Consider the following 19,278-nt stretch of genomic DNA (forward strand, 5'->3'; position numbering starts at 1 on the left):
ACTTCGGCCCCACCCCGCTGTGGTGGTGGTCCGGTGCCAGGGTCACCCGGGAGCAACTCGCCTGGCACCTGCGCCGGTTCGCGGACGGCGGCGTCCACAACCTCGTCGTCATCAACCTGGCCCCGGCCGGCCCGGCCTTCGGCGCCCGGACCGACGACCCGCCGTGGTTCGGCGAGGAGTGGTGGGACCGCTTCACCGACACCTGCCGGATCGCCCGGGACATCGGCACCCGCCTGTGGTTCTACGACCAGATCGGCTTCTCCGGCGCCAACGTCCAGGGCGCCGTCACCCGACACCACCCGGAGGCCACGGGCCGGGCTCTGCGCTCCCGGAGGGCCACCGTCACCGGCGGCACGATCGCACTGCGCGGAGCCGAAACCCTGGTCGCCGCCTACGACTTGGAGGGCCGCCGCCTGCGCGTGGCTCCCGGCGTCCCGGCCGCCGAGGGGACGGACGTACGGCTCGTCGTCGCCGTCCCCACGGCCTTCGACTACCTGGACCCGCACGCCGTAGGACTGCTGCTGGACGCCGTCCACCACGAGTACGACCGGCGCGTCCCCGAGTACCTGGGCAACGTCATCGCGGGCAGCTTCCAGGACGAGCTGCCCGGCACGAACTCCTGGAGCCACCGCCTCCCCGACGAGTTCCGAGCGCGTCGCGGCTACGACCTCCTCGACCATCTCCCCGCCCTGTTCGGCCCGGTGACCGCCCGCGCGGCGAAGATCCGCGCCGACTACTACGCGGTCCGCGCCGAACTCACCGAAGAGGCCCTCTTCAAGCCCCTCGCCGCCTGGCACGCCGAACGCGGCATGCTCGTCGGCGCCGACCAGAGCCACCCCGCGCGGGCGGGCTTCCCGGCCCAGTCGACGCAGATCTACACCGACTACTTCCGCACCCATCGCTGGTACGGCGCCGCCGGCAGCGACCACCACGGCGACTCCAAGGTCCACTCCTCCATGGCCCACCTCTACGGACACGAGCGCGTCTGGATCGAGGCGTTCCACTCCTCCGGCTGGGGCGGCACCCTGGCGGACACCTACGACTGGCTCCTGCCCTTCGTGCGCAGCGGCGCCAACCTGTACAACCCGCACGCCAGTTACTTCGGCACCGCGGGCGGCTGGTTCGAATGGGCGCCGCCCTCCACCGACTGGCGTCAGCCCTACTGGCAGCAGTACCCGGCGTTCTCCCGAGCCGTCGCCCGGATCTGCTCGATCATGTCCTGGGGCACCTACAGCGCCGACGTCGCGGTCCTGCACCCCACCGCCACCATGCAGTCCCTCATCCCCCTGGACGCCCCCGTCCAGCACTTCGGCGACGGCCGCCTCGGCGACGACCACACCGACGTCGACGAGACCCAGTGCGACTACCTGGACCTGTGCGGAACGAACAACTGGCTTGCCCCGCACGTCGGTTCACTGGACCGCCACAGCATCTCCTTCGACATCGTCGACGACGCCTCCGTGCAGCGCGCCACGACCGCCGAAGGAGCCCTGCACGTCACGGACTTGGCCTACCGCGCGGTGCTGCTGCCCTCGGCGAGCGTCCTGGAGGAGGAGACGGCACGCCGACTCACCCAACTCCTCGACGCCGGCGGCCGGGTGGTCGTCGTAGGCCGTGCCCCTGCGACGGCGGCCGGTCAGGCCGGCGACGACTCCGTCGTCGCGGCACTGCTGAAGCATCCGCGACTGGAGCGGGCGAGCGATGCCGAGGCCGCAGCGGCGGCGGTGGCCGACCTCGCCGGTCACGCGACCGGCGAGGTGCCACTGCTCGTCAGGAGAAAGGGAGTTGAGGCGGTCGCCCTGGTGACGGGCGCCTTCCCCGACGCCCGCACGCTGCCCGGAGACGCCAACCACGAGGCGGACCCCGCGCGTTACGCCCGCCACTCGACCGTCACCGTGCGCGCCGAGGTCACCGAGGCCGAGATCTGGAACCCGGCGACCGGCACCCGCCGCCCGGCCCGAGTCACCGTCTCCGAAGGCCGTTCGACCATCGAGGTGCCACTGGAGGGCGCCCCTGCCGTCCTCGTCGTATGGCGCGAGGGCACCCCACAGACACACCGCACGGCCGCGCCAACACCCGCGCCAGAGCGGACGATTGACCTTTCGACCGGCTGGGAGGGACGCCTGGTTCCCACCATGGACAACACCTGGGGCGACCTGGCCTTGCCCGCCGGTTCATCCATCGCCGAACCTCAGATCTGGACCATGCGGTGGACCGAGGCGGAAGGCCCCGACGCCAACTGGCGGCAGACACGGGTGACTTATGGCAACGGGGTCCGCGTCCTCCCTCCGGTGCCGTCCGCCAAGGCCCCCGATCCACTTGACGCATCCTCCGTCGAACAGGTCCTCTCCGGAGACCTGCCCCTCACCCCCGCCGACTGGAGCGTCTCGCTGTACTCGTCGAGCCGCGGCATCCCGGACCCGGACGGTGTGCTCGGCAACAAGGGCCTCGTGACGGAGGAGTTCGTCCGTGTTCCTGTGCCCGGGCCCGGCACGGTCGCCCGGGTCCGTTCGATCGTCGAGACGGATCACCGTGGCCCCGCCGAGCTGCACATCGGCGCCGCGGCCACCAAGCGGGTGTGGTGGAACGGCGAGCGACTGGACACCGGCACCGGGTATCTCGCCACCGCCCGCGTGGAGATCGGCCGGACCCACAACGTCCTCGAATACGAGCTGGGGGACGCCCAGGACAGGCCGTTGCTGATCTCCGGCACGGCGGACACACCGCTGGGCAGCTACTTCTGCCTGACCCGCCCGGACGGGTTCGGGCCGCGCCCGCAGTTCATGCGCCTCCCCGAGGACGTACGACCGTCCGACGGCGTGACCTATCGGGGGCGGTTGTACGGCCCTGGGCAGGCGGTACTTGTCGTGGGTGCGGCGGTGGGCGTCACCGTGCTGCTCGACGGGGTGGTCGTCGCGCGCCAGGAGAAGGTGGAGTACTACGAGTCCGACTGGGGCGCGGTGCCGATGTTCTTCCGGCATCAACTCGCCCTCGGGGACGGCGAACACGTGCTGGAGGTGGTGGCCGACGCCGTCCATCCGCGCGAGGCGGTGTTCGTCGACTGCGTGGCTCGCGCGGAGTCGGCCGTGAACTCCCTGGTGAGCGGCGCCGGTTGGGAGGCCGAGACGGGGGAGTGGCGCGGCCGTACCGTCGAACACGAGGGTCGCTGGGGGGAGTTGCAGCACTGCTATGCCGCCGTACGACCGCACCCGTTGCCGGACACCGAGTGGCTCACCGGCGCACCGGTGCTCGGTACCGCCGTACTGTCGCTGCGGTCCACGGACTCCGTCCGCGAGCGTGCCCAACGTTTCCGCTTCACCGTGCCGCCGGGCACCGAATCGCTGGAACTGCCACTGGAGTTGCCCGCGAGGGTGCGGGTCGGCGACGGTGCGGAGACGCGTCTGGACGGCCGGTTCCTGACACTGGATCAACCGCTTCCGGTACCAACGGAGGTCGAGGTCGTCACCGCGCCCACGGCCGTACTGCGGGGCGGCTCCGCCTGGCGCGGACCGGCACGCGTCCGCACCGTGGCGGCTCAACTACCGCTGGGGGACTGGCAGTTGCTCGGGTTGGGCGGCTGGAGCGGTGGTGTGACGTACTCGCGGGCGGTGGAGGTACCGGCCGGGGCGGACCCGGTGCTGGATCTGGGGCGGGTGCGCGGCAGTGTGTCGGTCGTGGTCGACGGGGAGTGTGTCGGGGAGGGGTTCTGTCCTCCCTACCGCTTTCAACTCCCGGGTACCGCAGGTCGGTTGGTGCGTCTGGACGTGACCGTCAACAACACCCTGGCCCCCTACCTAGCCGAAGCCACCCCCACCGCCTGGGCCTTCCCCTCCCAGCTCTCGTCGGGGCTGCTGGGACCGGTGACGCTACGGACGCGGGACTGACAGGGGCCGAGTGGAGTCCCGTAGGACGAGGTCGGGCGCGAACACCCGTGTCTCATGGGCGTGTTCGGCGCGCGCCTCCACCTCGTCGAGCAGCATTCCCACGGCCGCTCTGCCGAGTTCCTCGACGGGTTGCCGGACGGTCGTCAGGGTCGTACCGACGAAGCTGGCGATGTCGAGGTCGCCGTATCCAACTACCTGAATCTCCTCGGGTATTCGTACACCCCGTTCGCCGAGTCCTCGGCACAGGCCGGCGGCGAGGAAGTCGTTGGTGCAGAAGACACCGTCGGGCAGGTCGTCGAGAGTGCGGGCGATCTGCAGGCCGTAGGCCACCGTCATCTCTTCGGCGACGACCTGGCGGACGCGTGCCTCGCGGCGGGTGCGTACGGCCTGGCGGGCGCCCTGGTAGCGCTCGGCACACTGCACGATGCCGCGCTCGCCGTTCACGACGAGGATGTCGCGCGCCCCGCAGTCCAGGAGGTGCTGTACGGCGACCCGGCCGCCGGCGATGTCGTCGACGGAGACGGAACAGCCGTCCTGGGCCGACAGCGCGCGGTCCGCGAGGACCAGGGGGATGCCGCGTTCGCGCAGGCGGGTGAGGCGGGTGGGGTCGGCGCCGAGGGGGACCACCACCGCGCCCACGGCCCGCTGTTCGATCAGCATCGTGAAGTAGCCCTGCTCCCGCTCGGGGGCGTCGCCGCTGTCGCAGAGCACGAGGGAGTAGCCGTGGTCGTAGGCCGCGTCGGCGGCGCCGCGGGCGATGCGCGAATAGAAGGAGTTGGCGACGTCGGGGAGGACCAGGCCGATCGAGGACGAGTGGCCGGTGCGCAGGCCTGCGGCTCCTGGGTGGGGCACGTAGTCGAGTGCGGCGACCGCGTCGCGGACCCGCTCGGCGGTGCGGGCGTTGACGCGCTCGGGCCGGTTCAGGACGTTCGACACCGTGGAGACCGAGACTCCTGCGGCGGCCGCGACATCCTGAATGCGGGCGGGGCGAACCTGAATGGCGTCCACCCCCTCGCTGTGACAGCCGTGCGACCAGGCACGACGCGGTTCTCATGGGCGGCGTCAGTGTACCCCGATGGTGGTTGCAACGTTTTCCGCGGGCGCCTTGGAGAGAGGGGTGCGGTGGCCGAACCGGCCTGTGATCAAGAGGGTTAACATGGGGTTATGGCTGAGGGTTCCGGGGTTGATGCTCCGATGGAGGGCGATCGCCCGCTGAGGCGCGACGCCGCCCTCAACCGGGAGAAGATTCTGCTCGCCGCGCGGGAGGTCTTCGGCCGGCACGGGCTGAGGGTCACGCTCGACGACGTGGCCCGGCACGCGGGGGTCGGGGTCGGCACCGTGTATCGGCGGTTCCCGGACAAAGAGACCCTTGTGCGGGCCCTGTTCGAGCAGGACCTCGGGATACGGCAGGCGTCGGCGGAGCGGGCGCTCGCTCATCCCGATCCCTGGGAAGGGTTCGTGGACTTCCTGATGGAGATGGGGGCCGATCTCGCCGAGAACCGTGGCCTGCAAGAAGTGATCATGCTGGGGAGCCACAGTTCCGAGCCCATCGAGACGATGCGGGGCGGGATGCTCCCCTTCCTTGAGGCACTGATCCAACGGGCGCAGGACAGCGGGGACCTGCGGGCGGAGATCACTCCCTCCGACATCCCCGTCATTGTGCAAATGCTCAGCGCGGCAAGCCAGTTCACCCAGGGCAAGCGGCCCGAGGTCTGGCGCCGCTATTTCGAGATCGTTCTCAATGGCATCCGGCAGCGGCCCGACGACCCTCCACTGACGACACCGAGCTTGAGCAACGAGACGGTGGAGCAGGTGATGGGCCTGGTCAGGCCCGCCTCGACACAGGAGTAGCAGGTCTGCCGTACGGGCAGACCCGCCACCGGTGTTTCAGGAGGACGGTCCCCAGTCGGTGTCGCCGGGCGTGGCCGAACTCGGCGTGGTCAGGGGCAGGTTGACGAAGGACGCCGCCTGCCGGTAACCGGCCGGAATCCTGGTGAAGTTGGACAGCAGGGAGATGTCGTAGCGGGTGGTCTGGCCGGGTGTCACTGGGTGCTGTGAGGCTTGGGTGAATGGGTGACTGGGTTTGCGTCGGCCTGCTTGGTCACCGTGCCGTCCGGTGCGACGACGCTCAGCTTGGCCGAGAGTTCGGTCTCCGGTGTCGTCGACTTGGCGTAGAGGGTGACGTCGGTCGGGCCGTTGAGCAGGGCCGCCTTGCTGAGCGGGGCGGTGGTGTAGGTCAGCGTGTCGGCCGTGGTCGCCGCACTCCAGGAGAGCGTGTCGCTGCCCTCGTCCGTCGGTTTGCCGGGGGTGAGGGAGCCGCTGCCGAGGTAGTAGGTGCGGGCGTCGGAGGAGAGGGGCCAGGCGGCGCTGTCGACCCACGTGTTCGCGCCGTTCTCGAACAGGTGCAGGGGAGTCGAGGTGTTCGCCATGCCCGTGGGCGCGTTCTTGAGCCAGGTGTCGAACCACTCCAGGCGGATGCCCTGCAGTGTCGCCTCGTTGACGTGCTCGCCGTGGGTCCAGGGTCCGACGATCGCCTGGTACCGGCCGGTGACGGGTTCGTCCGACGAGATCGGATCGGTCAACGGCCGGTGGTAGTAGGCGTTTTGGGCGGACACGTAGGCGCCGAGGTTGCCGCCGGGGAAGAGGTCGTTCCAGCCGGCCTCGGTCAGTGTCCTGCGCTGAACTCCCCGAAGTAGTGGCCCAGTTCGATGTCCGGGATCAGCGCGGGGTGCGTCGGGTTCCATTCCGTGCGCTGCCGCGTCAGGGCGCTCGACGCCGGGTTGTCGAGCGCGACCAGTGGGGCGAGGAAACGGACGAAGTGCCGGGTCGCTTCCTCGGGGGTCAGGCTGACGGCGGGGATCTTCAACTGGCGGCCGATGGCTCGCGCGATGTCCCCGAACGGCACCCCGTCCTCGGCGACCGCATGCAGGGGCGTACCGGCCGGGGCCGATTCCAGGGCCAGTCGGTACAGGGTCGCCGCATCACGTCGGTGCACCGCCGGCCACCGGTTCGACCCGTCGCCGACGAAGGCCGACACACCCGTCGTACGAGCGATGCCGATGAGCGTAGAGATGAACCCGCGCGTGTCCCCAGGGCCGTGCACGGTCGGGGCCAGCCGTACCGAGGACGACCGCACTCCGCGCTCACTCGCGGCGAGGACGGACAGCTCGACTCGGAGCCGTAGGGCTGTGACGGGGTTGGGAACGGTCGGGGTCTCTTCGGTGAGCAGGTGGCCCGGTGTGCGGCCGATGACCCCCGAAGTGACCACGAAGGGCTTGCCCGTGCCCTCCAGCTCCGTGCCGATCGCCTCGACCGCGTTCAGTTCGGCCTTCGCGCGGGCGGCCGGGTCGGTGGTTTCGGAGAGGTGCTGGTTCGCGGCGTAGACGACACCGTCGGCCGCCGCGGCGCCGGCGCGCAGGCTGTCGGCGTCGTCGATGTCGCCGCGGTGCACGTCGACGCCGGTTCGCGTCAACGTGTCGGCGGCCGGGTCCGAACGGGCCAGGCCGAGGACCTGATGCCCTGCGTCGAGGAGTTCGCGGACGACGGCGGAGCCGATGTAACCGGTCGCGCCCGCAACGAAAACACGCACAGTGGAGATCCCTCAGGTCGGTTCGGGTCGACCCGGCGGCCGATGGCGACGGGCTCACGGACCACACTAGGAAGGGCCCACGCGGGTGTCCAAGTCCTGTGTCGCATAGGGCGATACGCGGCAGGCATGACCTCAGGCGGCTGCGCGACGATGGCCGGTTCGGAGGGCAACGGCAGCGGCGCCAGGACCCGTACCCTCAGATCCTGGCGCCGCACTGTCCGCCGGGTTGCCTCCCAACCAGGCGGCAGAACCGGTCAGTTGATGGTGTAGCTGTCCCCGTAGACCTTCCAGTTCAGCGGTGTGTTGAGGTCGAAGTTGCCGTTCCGGAGGAAGACGCGCTGTTCCGTGTCGACGCGGGTGGTGTCGCTGTGGGCCTCCTCCTGCTTCATGGCCCACACGCGGGCGTCGAGGAACGCGTTGAGGTATGTCGTCTCGTTGCCGCCCTGGGCCGGCGGCTTGGCCGAACGCAGGGCGCGGGCGCGGATGTTGCGGAAGCTGGTGGGGTCGTCGCCGTCGCCGTGCATGACGATGGCGTCGTAGTACGTGAACTGGCCCAGCACACGCAGCCCGTCGGTCTTGCCCTGGCTGGCGGCGGGGTTGAAGTAGACGCGGTCGCGTTCGTCGTTCTGCGCCTGCTGGAACACCGTGTCCTGGGCCGCCGTTCGCCAGTCCTTGGGGAAGTTCGGGTCGAGTCCGGAGTGCGAGTCGGTGCCGTTGACGTTGCGGAGCGCGGGGAGGTACTTGGCGAGGACGTTGCCGGGCTTGCGGGTCGCGTAGAGCTGCACGAGGTCGAGCATGTCGCCGGTGCCGGAGCAGAAGCCGATGATGCCGGCGGTGTAACCGCGGCCGTCGCCTATGTCCTCGATGTACTTGTACTGCGCCTTCCAGTCGAGGGAGGAGTTCTCCGCGCTCGACACCAGCTTCATGGCGATCTCCTTCTTCGCCGGGTCGTCGAGGCCGATCGCCGCGGCGGCCGTGGGGGCTGCCGAGGCCTGCGGAGCGCGCAGCAGAGGTGCTGCCGCGAGCGATACGCCGATGAGCGCGAGGAGTGTCCGACGCGAGGGGCTCGTCGGCTCGGATATCGCAGGGTCGCGGAACGGGTGGACCACGGGGACTCCAAAGGGTGGTGGGGGGTGGGGAGTTGGTCGTACCGCCGAACTGATAGGAAAGTTAACTATCAGAGGTTCGGCGTCGAAGGCACCTACCTGGAGCCAAGTTCGTAGCTATGAACGAGAGTCGCGTATCTGTGCGAGGGTGATGCTTGACGGTTTGCCCGTGCTTGTCGCACCGGCCACCTCAGCGACGCTGCGCGGCCTCCGTGCGCTCCGCGGCCGCCGCGGTCGCCTGAGCGAGAAGGCGCAGCGCCGCATCCGGCCGACGGGCGGATGGCGCATGCGGTAGGTCGCGAGGTCCCACTTCCGGACCCGGTGCTCGGACCACATCGACGCGAACTCCGGGCTCTTCATGGCCAGTTCACCGATCAGGGCGGCCGGCCGGGGATCCTCCGGGTGCTGCCCGGCGGCGAGCCGCAGCTTGCCCACCACATCCCTGGCCTTCTCCGGCCAGTCCTCGTACAGGCTGGTCGAGGATGCGCGGGTCGAGGTGTCCGGCGAACAGGGCGTGTCCGGTGCGGTTCCAGGCGAGTACGTCGCTACGGCGGCCGAGGGCGATCGCGGGTGCGTCACCGAACGCGGCGAGCAACTGTCGGGTCGTCTCGCCCACGCGCTCCGTCGGCGAAGTCCGTTCCGTCGACGGCGCGTTGGGCGAACTCCTCGCCGTCCCGAAGGAGATGGGCGGCCCCGGTGGCGACAAGACCAACCCCGAGCGGCTCTTCGCCTCGAAGGTCGGTCTGCTCGCCCTGGACAGCGGCGGCTTCGCCCTCGCCGTGTCGCTCACCGCGCATCTGCCCGGTCTGGAGCAGTCCACCGCCGGGCAGCTGGTGAAGGCCACGCACGAGGTGTGCCCGTACTCCAACGCCACCCGTGGCGACATCGAGGGGACTCTCAACACCGCGGTGCAGTACGGGACTTCAGGCCCCGCGCTCCGTGGGAGCGCGGGGCCTTAGGGGTGTCCGCCGCGCCCGGACGGGACCGGCTCCGCGCCTTGTCCGGTGCTCCCGTATTTCGCGGATGTTGCGCGAGGTCTTGACGCGTCCCGCCCCGTTGCGTAGATATGACTGCGCAGTCATGACAGCGCAGTCATAGACCGGGGCCGGGCTAGGATGCGGCTGCCGGAGATCGGGAGACACCATGACACCAGTGGCAGGACGTGGCGCGGGAGCCGCGCCGCGCAGTGTGGACGTGGCGCGCCTCGCGGGCGTGTCGCAGAAGACGGTGTCCCGGGTCATGAACGACGAGCCGTACGTCTCCGAGGACGTACGCCGTCGTGTCCTCGCGGCGGCCGGGGAACTCGGCTACCGTTCCAACAACGCAGCCCGCGCCCTGGCCTCCGGACGCACCCGGTCCATCGGCGTCGTGACGCTCGGCACCGCCCTGTACGGCCCCGCCTCGCTGCTCATGGGCGTCGAACGGGCCGTACGGGACACCGGCTACGCGCTCCGTGTCGTCAACACGATGGAGGGCGAGTCGGCGGGCATCGCCGGAGCCGTGGACTCGCTCCTGGACCAGGGCGTGGACGGCATCGTCATCTCCGAGCCGATCGACGAGGAGGGCGGCGCGGAGCTGTCCGCGCGGGTCGACGTGCCGGTCCTCGTCCTGGGCGCACCCCCGCCCTTCGCCGCCCCGCATGTCGTGACGGGTGGGATCGTCTCCGGTCAGATGGCGCGGGCGGCCACCGAGCATCTGCTAGAACTGGGCCACACCACGGTCCACCATCTGGCGGGGCCTCAGCGCTGGTACTCGGCGCGGGACCGGCTCGACGGCTGGCGTGCGGCACTCTCGGCGTACGGGCGGGTGGAGCCTCCCGTTGTCGAGGGCGACTGGTCGGCCGCGTCGGGCTATGCGGCCGGGCGTGAACTTGGCGCCGACTCCACCGTTACCGCGGTGTTCGCCGCCAATGACGACATGGCGATCGGGCTGATGCGGGCGCTGTCGGAGGCGGGGCGGCGGGTTCCGGAGGACGTCAGCGTGGTCGGGTTCGACGACACGCCGGTCGCCGCGTATGTGACTCCGCCGTTGACCACGGTGCGGCAGCCGTTCGACGCGATGGCGCAGGACGGTCTGAAATTGCTGGTGCATGCCATTGAGAACCCTGGGTCGGATCCATTGCCGATGACCGACCCGCCGGTTGAGCTTGTTGTCCGGTCGTCTACGGCGGCGCCGCTCCGTTAATTGCCCTGCTGGGTCTGCGGTTTTTGCCTGCGGGCCGGTGAGGGCTGGTCGCGCAGTTCCTCGCGCCCCTAAAAGGGGCGCTTGCGGCACCGGCAAGGCTCGGTCCCGCCCCCCATCCACACCACCCCGAACACACCTTCAGCACGCCGTCGGTCGGTGTGCCGGTCACCCATACCCTTTCTCGGGAGTTCATCATGTCCGGACCCTTCTCCAACTCGCCCTCGTCCCTCAGCCGTCGGGGCTTCCTCGCCGCCACCGGTGCGCTGTCGCTGGCCGCCACGTTGTCCGCCTGCGGTGGGGGCAGCGGTGGTACGAGTGGCTCGGCCGGCAAGCCGGTCGGTCAGGCCGACATCGACAAGGCGATGAAGACGCCGACCCAACTGACGTTCTGGACCTGGGTTCCAAACATCGACAAGGAGGTCGCGCTCTTCGAGAAGAAGTACCCGGCCGTCAAGGTCAAGGTCGTCAACGCCGGCCAGGGGACGCCCCAGTACACCAAGCTGCGCACCGCGCTGAAGGCGAACAGCGGGGCCCCGGACATGGTGCAGATCGAGTTCCAGGCGATCCCGACGTTCACCATCACCGACAGCCTGCTCGACCTCCGTCCCTACGGCGCCTCCGCACTCAAGTCGACGTTCGTGGACTGGACTTGGGGCCAGGTCAGCGGCAGCGGCGGTGAGATCTGGGCGATCCCGCAGGACACCGGCCCGATGGGCATGCTGTACCGCAAGGACATCTTCGACCAGCACGGCATCCAGGTCCCCACCACCTGGGACGAGTTCGCCGCCGCCGCCCGCAAGCTGCACAAGGCCGACCCGGACGTCTACCTCACCAACCTCGCCGCCAACCAAGTCGCCGCCTGGCACGGCCTGTTGTGGCAGGCGGGCGCCAAGCCGTACGTCACCTCCGGCAAGAGCGACATCACCGTCAGTGTCGACGACGCGGTCTCCAAGAAGCTCGGCGAGTACTGGGGCACCCTCGCCAAGGACGGCGTGATCGGCGTGGAGCCGGACTTCACCGACGCCTGGTACGCGGCCCTGAACAAGGGCAAGTACGCGACCTGGCTGACGGGCGCCTGGGGGCCGGCCTTCCTCTCCGGCTCGGCGAAGGCCACCTCCGGGAAGTGGCGCGCGGCCCCGCTCCCGCAGTGGGACGCGGCCAAGCCCAGCTCGGGCAATTGGGGCGGCTCGACAACCGCGGTCATCCGCTCCACCAAGAACCCCATCCAGGCGGCGGTGTTCGCCCAGTTCCTCAACAGCGACCCCACCAGCGCCAAGATGTTCGCCACCGAGCAGTTCTTCTTCCCGGCGACCAAGACCCTGCTCTCCGAGCCGGGTTTCCTCGCCGACGCCCCCGCCTTCTACGGCGGCCAGAAGGTCAACCAGGTCTTCGCCGACATCAGTGCCCAGGTCGACCCCGCCTTCCAGTGGCCGCCGTTCCTCGACCGGGTGGCCACGGACTGGACCGAGACCGTCGGCAAGTCCCTCGCCGACAAGACCGACACCGTCCGCGCGCTCGGCTCCTGGCAGTCGCGCATCACGACCTTCGCCAAGAGCCAGGGCTTCACGGTCAAGGGAGGCTGACGATGGCCATCACAGCCCCCTCTCGCAGGAACTCCCCACCCCGCCGACGCCAACTCGGCACCACAGGCGCCCTGTTCATCGCCCCGTTCATGGTGCTGTTCCTGCTGCTCTTCCTCGCCCCGCTCGGCTACGCCGCCTACCTGAGCCTCTTCCAGGAGAAGCTCATCGGTGGCTCGACGTTCGTCGGCCTCGACAACTACGTCACCGCCCTCAAGGACCCCCAACTCCTCAAGGGCATAGGCCGAGTCGCCCTGTTCTTCGTCATCCAGGTCCCCGTGATGCTGCTGCTCGCCCTGTGCTTCGCACTCGCGCTGGACAGCGGCCTGCTCCGCCTCGCCCGGGTGATCCGGCTCGGCATCTTCGTCCCGTACGCCGTCCCGAGCGTGATCGCCACCCTGATGTGGGGCTACCTCTACGGCCCCGACTTCGGCCCCTTCGCCCAGATCAGCCACGACCTCCACCTGCCGGCCCCGCACTTCCTCACCGACGGCTGGATGCTCGGCAGCCTCGCGAACATCGTCACCTGGGAGTTCGTCGGCTACAACATGATCATCCTGTACGCCGCGCTGCGCACCATCCCCGCCGAGCTGTACGAGGCGGCGGCCATGGACGGCGCCGGCGCCTGGCGGATCGCCTGGTCCATCAAACTCCCGGCGCTGCGCCCGGCGTTGACCCTCACCGTCCTGTTCTCGGTGATCGGCAGCTTCCAGCTCTTCAACGAACCGAAGCTGCTCATGAGCGTCGCCCCGGACGTCATCGACAGCTCCTACACCGCCAACCTCTACGCCTACTCCGTCGCCTTCATCAGCCAGCAGACCAACTACGCGGCCACGGTGTCCTTCATCCTCGGACTCGTCATCGTGATCGTGTCGTACGCCTTCCTGCTCACCGCGAACCGCAGGAGGACCGCATGACCACCGTGACGCCCACCGCCTCAACCACCCCAGCGGCAAAGCGGGTTGACGCCGAGCCCCGCCCGTCGCGCCGGTCCTCGACCCGCCGTCGCAGCACCCCGCTCACGATCGCGATGCTGGCCGTCCTGGCGTACTTCCTGCTGCCCCTGTTCTGGCTGCTGATCGCCTCGACCAAGAGCACCCAGGACCTGTTCAACAGCTTCGGCCTGTGGTTCTCCCACGCCCCGCAACTCCTGTCGAACATCAAGGCCACCTTCACCCAGGACGACGGCGTGTTCGGACGCTGGCTGCTCAACACGGTCCTCTACGCCGGGGCGAGCGCGCTCGGTGCCGCGCTGCTCGCGGCGGCGGCCGGCTACGGCTTCGCGAAGTACCGCTTCCGCGGTCACGGCGCGGCCTTCAACCTCGTCCTCGGCGCCATCATGATCCCGACCACCGCGCTGGCGATCCCCACCTACCTGCTCTTCGCCAAGGCGGGCCTGGTGAACACCCCTTGGGCCGTCATCCTGCCCTCCCTCATCAGTCCGTTCGGCCTCTACCTCATGCGGATCTACGCCGAGGACGCCGTCCCCGACAGCCTCATCGAGGCCGCCCGCATGGACGGCGCCGGAGAGTTCCGGATCTTCTGCACCATCGGGCTACGGCTGCTCGCCCCGGGCCTGGTGACGGTCATCCTCTTCACGCTCGTCGCCACCTGGAACAACTACTTCCTGCCGCTGATCATGCTCAACGACCCGAACCTGTACCCCATCACGGTCGGGCTCTCCTCCTGGGCCGCCCAGGCGCAGAACGGCGGCGCCGGAGCCAGCAGCGACATGCTGGCCCTCGTCGTGACCGGCTCCCTGATCTCGATCATCCCGCTCGTCCTGGCCTTCCTGCTGCTCCAGCGGTACTGGCAGAGCGGCCTGGCCACCGGCGGCGTCAAGCAGTAACCCCCACACCCCCCAACACCCCCTGCACTCCGGAGGTTTGTCCATGGCGGATCTGCCCGCCCGCGTTCTGTTCGGTGCCGCCTACTACCACGAGTACCAGCCCGCCTACGGCCCGGACGTACGGCCCGACGAGCAGCTCAAGACCGACCTCGACCTCATGGCCGAAGCACACTTCACCGTCATCAGGATCGGCGAGTCGGTCTGGTCGACCTGGGAACCCGAGAACGGCCACTTCGAACTCGACTGGCTGCGACCGGTGTTGGACGGCGCCCACGAACGCGGCATCTCCGTCATCCTCGGCACCCCCACCTACGCCGTGCCGCCGTGGCTGGCCCGCCAGTACCCGGAGATCACCGGCGAGCGGCGCACCGGCGAACGCATCGGCTGGGGCGCCCGGCAGGAAGTCGACTTCACCCACCCCGCGTTCCGCTTCCACGCCGAGCGGATCATCCGGAAGGTCGTCGCCCGCTACGCCGGCCACCCGGCGGTCATCGGCTTCCAGGTCGACAACGAACCGGGCCTGGAGCTGTTCCACAACCACGGCGTCTTCCAGCGCTTCACCGATCACCTGCGCGACAAGTACGGCGACGTCGAGACCCTCAACCGCGAGTGGGGCCTGGTCTATTGGTCCCACCGCCTGTCCACCTGGGCCGACCTGTGGACCCCCGACGGCAACGTACAGCCCCAATACGACGTCGCCTGGCGGGAGTTCCAGGCCCGCCAGTGCACCGAGTTCATCGGCTGGCAGGCCGACATCGTCCGCGAGTACGCCCACCCCGAGCACTTCGTCACGACCTGTATCTCCTACACCCGCCCGGCAGTCGAGGACGACGAACTCACCGACCGCCTCGACATCGCCACCGGCAACCCGTACTACGACATGCAGGACGGCCTGCTCCTGCCCGACCCGACCCCGGACACCCACGAACAGAAGTGGAAGACCACCGGCGTCTGGTCGCTCTACCAGACCGCCGACTGGATGTTCTCCTCCCGCCAGGAACCGTTCCTGGTCACCGAGACCAACGCCAACTCCATCGGCATGGCCTGGGACAACCGCCCCGCCTACGACGGCCAGTGGCGCCAGGCCGCCTGGGCCCTCGTCGGCCGCGGCGCCCGCATGATCGAGTACTGGCAGTGGCAGACCCTGCGCTTCGGCGCCGAGACCTACTGGGGCGGAGTCCTCCCGCACAGCGGCCGACCGGGCCGGACATACGCCGAACTCGCCCGGCTGGGCGAGGAGTTCGAGACCGTAGGACCCCTCGTCGCCGGTCTCGAACCGGACGCCGACATCACGATCGTCTACTCCACCCCCAGCAAGTGGCTGATGCAGAAGCACCCGCCCCTCGCGACCCCGGACGGCGAACCGGACCCCACCGCCTACCACCGCATCCTCGACCCCTTCTACCGCGGCGCCTTCGACGCCGGACGCCAGGTCCGCGTCGTCCACGCCCGCCAACTCCACGACCCACGCGGTGAACGCGAAGGCATGGCCCCCGAGGAGGCCGCACGCCGTCACCCCGTCCTCGTCGTCCCCGCCCTGTACCTCGCCGACGACACCACGCTCGACTGGTTCGCCGCCTACGCGCAGGCCGGCGGCCACCTGGTCCTCGGTCCCCGCACCGGCTACGCAGACCACGAGGCACGCGCCCGGCACGAACCGGCCCCCGCCCGTCTCACCGGCGCGGCGGGAGTGTCCTACGACGAATTCAGCAACCTCGCACAGGCCGTGCCCGTGCGCACCGCGCCCGGCAGCCCGCTCGCGCTGCCGGAGGGTGCGACGGCGACGCACTGGGCGGACGGTCTGACCGTCACCGACGCCGAGGTGCTCGCGGCGTACGAGCACCCGCACTTCGGGCGTTGGCCCGCCGTGACCACCCGCCGTCACGGGGAGGGGCGCGTCACGTACGTCGGCACCGTGCCCGGCCGTGATCTCGCCCGTGCGCTGGCCGAGTGGCTGGCCCCGGCCGCCCGGAGCGGGTGGACCCGGCTGCCGGTGTCCGTCACGGCGACGACCGGTACCTCGCCCGACGGCCGGCGGGTGCACATCGTCCACAACTGGAGCTGGGAGCCCGCCCGTTCGACGGTCCCGGTCGATCTCGCCGATGCCCTGGACAGCACGGCCGTCCCTGCGGGCGCGGTGCTGGAGCTGGGCCCGTGGGACGTACGCGTACTCGTTTCCCCGATAGACCCCAAGGAGTAGCTGTGCGAAGAAGCAGAGCGGTGAAGGCGCTGGGTACGTTCGTCGGGGCCGCGGCGATGCTGGCGGTGCCCATGGCCACCGGTGCGCAGGCGTACAACCCGACGGGCGGAATCCTCTACCAGCTCGGCAGCGAACCGTGTCTGAAGGGGCGGGGCAACTGCGCCGTCTACCCGAAGTCGGCCCAACTGCCCGGCGGGCGGCTGGTCGCGTCGTTCGAGAAGTCCACCGTCGTGCCGGACACGGGCAGTGCCGACGGGCAGACGCTCCCGGTCTACAAGAGCGACGACCACGGGACGAGCTGGCAGCCGCTGTCGGAGGTCAAGGCTCCCGCGTATCTCTCCAAGGACCCCAAGTACGCGAAGTACACCAGCAATTGGACCAACCCCTACCTCTACACGCTTCCGCAGAGCGTCGGAGAACTGAAGCGGGGGACCCTGCTCCTGGCGAGTGTCGTGTCGGGGGACGACGAGTACTACAAGGAACACAAGGCGGCCGACCCCAACTGGACGCCCTCCAACGACGGTGACCGCAGTGACCTCGCCATCGCGCTGTACTCCAGCACCGACGACGGCGCGTCCTGGAAGGTCGTCAACGTCATCGCGACGGGCGGCTGGCAGGGCGGCAGCGCGGGCGCGATCGGGCAGAACGTCGCCACGGCCAACACCCACCAGCAGGTGGACCCCGTCTGGGAGCCGTACCTGATGGTCTACAAGGGCCAACTCGTCTGCTACTACTCCGACGAGAACGACTACACCGGCTTCGACGCGACCACCGGCGTCCCGACACTCGACCCCGCCAACGACTCCGCCACGGACTCACACGGGCAGATCCTCGCCCACCGGACCTGGAACGGCCGCAGCGCCGAGTGGAGCGGACCCGTCGTCGACGTCGCCGGACTGGCCCAGAGCATGGGTGGCGGCAAGACCGAGATCGGCGGCGGACGGCCGGGCATGACGAACGTCGTACGGACCACGGACGGCAAGTGGCTGCTGACGTACGAGTACTGGGGCGGCGGAGCCAATGTCCGGTACCTGCTCGCTGACAACCCGATTGATTTCTACCGGAGTTCGGCGACCAACGGTGCCGTCACCTCGCTGCCGGTCGACACCGGCTCCCGTCCGCTCGCGACGGGCGGCAGTCCGGTCGTCATCAGGCTGCCCGGGGGAGGCCTGGTCTACAACGCGGCCGGCAGCGGCAATGTCTGGGTGAACAAGAGCGGCCGTAGCGACGGTGTTTGGAAGGAGTACCAGACGACGTCGCGGGCCGGATACAGCCGGGATCTGCAGTACGTCGACGCCACCGGCCGTATCGCGATCCTCAACAACCAGGGCACCTCGACGATCGCCTACGCCGAGGTCGACCTCGGACGGTCGGAGGGTGCCTACTACCGGTTGGTGAACCGGAAGACCGGCGAGGTGATCGGCACCGGCGGCAGGACGAACGACGCGAACATCGGCAACGGGGACGTTCCCGATGTCGTCCTGGAGGCCCGTGGTTCCGCCGCGGACCCGGACACCCAGTACTGGCACGTGGTGACCGAACCGAACGGCGGAGTAACGCTGTTGAACAAGTCGGGCGGCCGTGCGGCGGCGATCTGGACCGGCAACGCGACGGCCGGCCAGCGGATCGGACAGTGGGTCGACAACAGTGCCACCGGCAGCTGGAACCTGGTGAAGACCGGTGACGGGTTCTACCGGTTGCAGTCGGTCAAGAACACGAGCCTGTACCTGACCGGAGCGTCCGACGGGGCGCCGCTGACCCTGCAGAACACGGCGGCGGACGGTTCGCAGGAGTGGAAGCTCGTGCGGTAGGGCGGTGGACGGGCCGGCCGCCTTCGCGGGTGAACTGCCGGTCGGCCCACTATCGTTGGGGACATGAGGGTTCGTCACAAGGCGCGGGCCGTACTGCTCGACGACGGCCATCTGGTGTTCCTGAAGCGTGGCTGGCCCGGCGGTGATTCGTACTGCACGACCGTCGGCGGGAGCGTCGAGCCCGAGGACGCGGACCTCGAAGCGGCCCTGCGGCGCGAGGCGATGGAGGAGATCGGGGCCACGATTGGCCCGGCCACCGAGTTCCTGACCGTCACCGAACCGCGCGGGACCAGCACCGTCGTCCAGCACTACTTCCTCGCCGACCTGCTGGACATGGACCTGGACCGCCGCCGCGGTCCCGAACTCGACGACCCCGACACGGGTGACTTCGAACCGGTCCGGGTCGCGCTGAGCCGTCCGGCCGTGGCGGCCCTCAACCTTCAGCCGGCCGAGCTGGCCGACTATGTAATCGCGCACGTCGAGGCCTGGGGTGCCTGATAGCCGCACGGTGGTCACAACACCTTGAGCTGGGTGAGGAGTTGGAGGGTGTCGGTGTTGACCCAGTACTCCACGAACCTGCCGTCCCGCATCCGGAGTGTGTCGGTGCCGGTGAACGTGACCACGGTCCCGGGCTCCGCCTTGGCGCCGGGGAAGCCGCCGGCGTAGGTCCCGGTGGCCGTCCATCGTACGGACGCGTAACGGCCGTCGACCAGCGGGGCGACCTGTTCGGTGAAGCGGAGGTCCGGGAACGCCGCGCGTGTCTGCGCGATCCACGCGACGAGCCCGTCGGCGCCCCGGATCGAGCTGCCGTCCCCGCCGTCGATGAGCGCGGCGTGGACCCGGAAGGCGGGGGAGATGATGCCCGGCGCCCGCTCGTAGTCGCCGTTCCAGAGTCGGAGCCAGTCGTCGAGCATCGCCTTGGGCTTCTGCACGCCCTCGTGCCGGCTTTGGACGCTCGTGATCGCTGTCGTCGCGGTGGTCTTGGGTGAGGCGTCCGAGGCGGTGGCGGTCAGGGCCGTGCAGACCAGGGCGGCGAGTGCCGCCGGGACGAGGGGCCGGGCGCGGGGACGGCGGG

Annotated in this window: 18 protein-coding genes; 10 read left to right on the forward strand and 8 right to left on the reverse strand. The window is 69.7% G+C overall.

Annotated features, from left to right (window positions below; all coding sequences use genetic code 11):
- A partial coding sequence (locus tag AC31A1_RS25195; RefSeq protein ID WP_489655499.1) for a glycosyl hydrolase occupies nt 1–3,884 on the forward strand: 3,884 nt, incomplete at its 5' end.
- On the opposite strand, the gene AC31A1_RS25200 is transcribed toward AC31A1_RS25195, so the two are convergent.
- On the reverse strand, nt 3,867–4,892 hold the full coding sequence (locus tag AC31A1_RS25200; RefSeq protein ID WP_489655500.1) for a LacI family DNA-binding transcriptional regulator: 1,026 nt from the start codon (nt 4,890–4,892) through the stop codon (nt 3,867–3,869). The genes AC31A1_RS25195 and AC31A1_RS25200 overlap by 18 nt on opposite strands.
- A gap of 156 nt (nt 4,893–5,048) precedes the next feature.
- Here AC31A1_RS25200 and AC31A1_RS25205 point away from each other — a divergent pair, with 156 nt between their 5' ends.
- Complete coding sequence (locus AC31A1_RS25205) at nt 5,049–5,735, forward strand: TetR/AcrR family transcriptional regulator (RefSeq protein ID WP_489655501.1); 687 nt, start codon at nt 5,049–5,051, stop codon at nt 5,733–5,735.
- Between the two features lie 36 nt (nt 5,736–5,771).
- Here the strand turns inward: AC31A1_RS25205 and AC31A1_RS25210 are convergent, their stop codons facing one another.
- From AC31A1_RS25210 to AC31A1_RS25235, 6 genes are all read right to left on the reverse strand, one after another.
- Nucleotides 5,772–5,930: a hypothetical protein gene (locus AC31A1_RS25210; RefSeq protein ID WP_489655502.1), complete on the reverse strand. Its 159-nt coding sequence runs from the start codon at nt 5,928–5,930 to the stop codon at nt 5,772–5,774.
- The gene (locus AC31A1_RS25215) at nt 5,927–6,466 is read right to left on the reverse strand and encodes a CocE/NonD family hydrolase C-terminal non-catalytic domain-containing protein (protein ID WP_489655503.1); all 540 of its coding nucleotides are present in this window, start codon (nt 6,464–6,466) and stop codon (nt 5,927–5,929) included. The genes AC31A1_RS25210 and AC31A1_RS25215 overlap by 4 nt, the downstream gene beginning before the upstream one ends.
- Nucleotides 6,467–6,549: 83 nt before the next feature.
- Nucleotides 6,550–7,473: an SDR family oxidoreductase gene (locus tag AC31A1_RS25220; protein WP_489655504.1), complete on the reverse strand. Its 924-nt coding sequence runs from the start codon at nt 7,471–7,473 to the stop codon at nt 6,550–6,552.
- A 254-nt stretch (nt 7,474–7,727) separates the two neighbouring features.
- The gene (locus AC31A1_RS25225; protein WP_489655505.1) at nt 7,728–8,582 is read right to left on the reverse strand and encodes a chitosanase; all 855 of its coding nucleotides are present in this window, start codon (nt 8,580–8,582) and stop codon (nt 7,728–7,730) included.
- A 114-nt stretch (nt 8,583–8,696) separates the two neighbouring features.
- Nucleotides 8,697–9,017: an MmyB family transcriptional regulator gene (locus AC31A1_RS25230; protein WP_489655506.1), complete on the reverse strand. Its 321-nt coding sequence runs from the start codon at nt 9,015–9,017 to the stop codon at nt 8,697–8,699.
- Nucleotides 8,947–9,195: an MmyB family transcriptional regulator gene (locus tag AC31A1_RS25235; protein WP_489655507.1), complete on the reverse strand. Its 249-nt coding sequence runs from the start codon at nt 9,193–9,195 to the stop codon at nt 8,947–8,949. The genes AC31A1_RS25230 and AC31A1_RS25235 overlap by 71 nt, the downstream gene beginning before the upstream one ends.
- Here AC31A1_RS25235 and AC31A1_RS25240 point away from each other — a divergent pair.
- The 8 genes from AC31A1_RS25240 (at nt 9,101) to AC31A1_RS25275 (ending at nt 18,701) form a co-directional block, all read left to right on the forward strand.
- On the forward strand, nt 9,101–9,538 hold the full coding sequence (locus AC31A1_RS25240; RefSeq protein ID WP_489655508.1) for an OsmC family protein: 438 nt from the start codon (nt 9,101–9,103) through the stop codon (nt 9,536–9,538). The genes AC31A1_RS25235 and AC31A1_RS25240 overlap by 95 nt on opposite strands.
- A gap of 184 nt (nt 9,539–9,722) precedes the next feature.
- The gene (locus AC31A1_RS25245) at nt 9,723–10,763 is read left to right on the forward strand and encodes a LacI family DNA-binding transcriptional regulator (protein ID WP_489655509.1); all 1,041 of its coding nucleotides are present in this window, start codon (nt 9,723–9,725) and stop codon (nt 10,761–10,763) included.
- 194 nt (nt 10,764–10,957) lie between these two features.
- Complete coding sequence (locus AC31A1_RS25250) at nt 10,958–12,346, forward strand: ABC transporter substrate-binding protein (protein ID WP_489655510.1); 1,389 nt, start codon at nt 10,958–10,960, stop codon at nt 12,344–12,346.
- A 2-nt stretch (nt 12,347–12,348) separates the two neighbouring features.
- Nucleotides 12,349–13,260: a carbohydrate ABC transporter permease gene (locus tag AC31A1_RS25255; RefSeq protein WP_489655511.1), complete on the forward strand. Its 912-nt coding sequence runs from the start codon at nt 12,349–12,351 to the stop codon at nt 13,258–13,260.
- Nucleotides 13,257–14,192, forward strand: a complete 936-nt coding sequence (locus AC31A1_RS25260) for a carbohydrate ABC transporter permease (protein ID WP_489655512.1) — start codon at nt 13,257–13,259, stop codon at nt 14,190–14,192. Before AC31A1_RS25255 ends, AC31A1_RS25260 begins: the two co-directional genes overlap by 4 nt.
- Before the next feature lie 43 nt (nt 14,193–14,235).
- On the forward strand, nt 14,236–16,392 hold the full coding sequence (locus tag AC31A1_RS25265) for a beta-galactosidase (RefSeq protein WP_489655513.1): 2,157 nt from the start codon (nt 14,236–14,238) through the stop codon (nt 16,390–16,392).
- 56 nt (nt 16,393–16,448) lie between these two features.
- Complete coding sequence (locus AC31A1_RS25270) at nt 16,449–18,203, forward strand: RICIN domain-containing protein (protein ID WP_489655516.1); 1,755 nt, start codon at nt 16,449–16,451, stop codon at nt 18,201–18,203.
- A 63-nt stretch (nt 18,204–18,266) separates the two neighbouring features.
- Nucleotides 18,267–18,701: an NUDIX domain-containing protein gene (locus AC31A1_RS25275; protein WP_489655514.1), complete on the forward strand. Its 435-nt coding sequence runs from the start codon at nt 18,267–18,269 to the stop codon at nt 18,699–18,701.
- A gap of 14 nt (nt 18,702–18,715) precedes the next feature.
- Here the strand turns inward: AC31A1_RS25275 and AC31A1_RS25280 are convergent.
- A partial coding sequence (locus AC31A1_RS25280) for an ester cyclase (RefSeq protein ID WP_489655515.1) occupies nt 18,716–19,278 on the reverse strand: 563 nt, incomplete at its 5' end.

Source organism: Streptomyces sp. P5F9 (genome assembly GCF_057961495.1).

Bases quoted from the DNA above. Each gene is read 5' to 3' on its own strand.
- AC31A1_RS25205 (WP_489655501.1), top strand. From the start codon at position 5,049: ATGGCTGAGGGTTCCGGGGTTGATGCTCCGATGGAGGGCGATCGCCCG.
- AC31A1_RS25245 (WP_489655509.1), top strand. From the start codon at position 9,723: ATGACACCAGTGGCAGGACGTGGCGCGGGAGCCGCGCCGCGCAGTGTG.
- AC31A1_RS25250 (WP_489655510.1), top strand. From the start codon at position 10,958: ATGTCCGGACCCTTCTCCAACTCGCCCTCGTCCCTCAGCCGTCGGGGC.
- AC31A1_RS25255 (WP_489655511.1), top strand. From the start codon at position 12,349: ATGGCCATCACAGCCCCCTCTCGCAGGAACTCCCCACCCCGCCGACGC.
- AC31A1_RS25260 (WP_489655512.1), top strand. From the start codon at position 13,257: ATGACCACCGTGACGCCCACCGCCTCAACCACCCCAGCGGCAAAGCGG.
- AC31A1_RS25265 (WP_489655513.1), top strand. From the start codon at position 14,236: ATGGCGGATCTGCCCGCCCGCGTTCTGTTCGGTGCCGCCTACTACCAC.
- AC31A1_RS25270 (WP_489655516.1), top strand. From the start codon at position 16,449: ATGCTGGCGGTGCCCATGGCCACCGGTGCGCAGGCGTACAACCCGACG.
- AC31A1_RS25275 (WP_489655514.1), top strand. From the start codon at position 18,267: ATGAGGGTTCGTCACAAGGCGCGGGCCGTACTGCTCGACGACGGCCAT.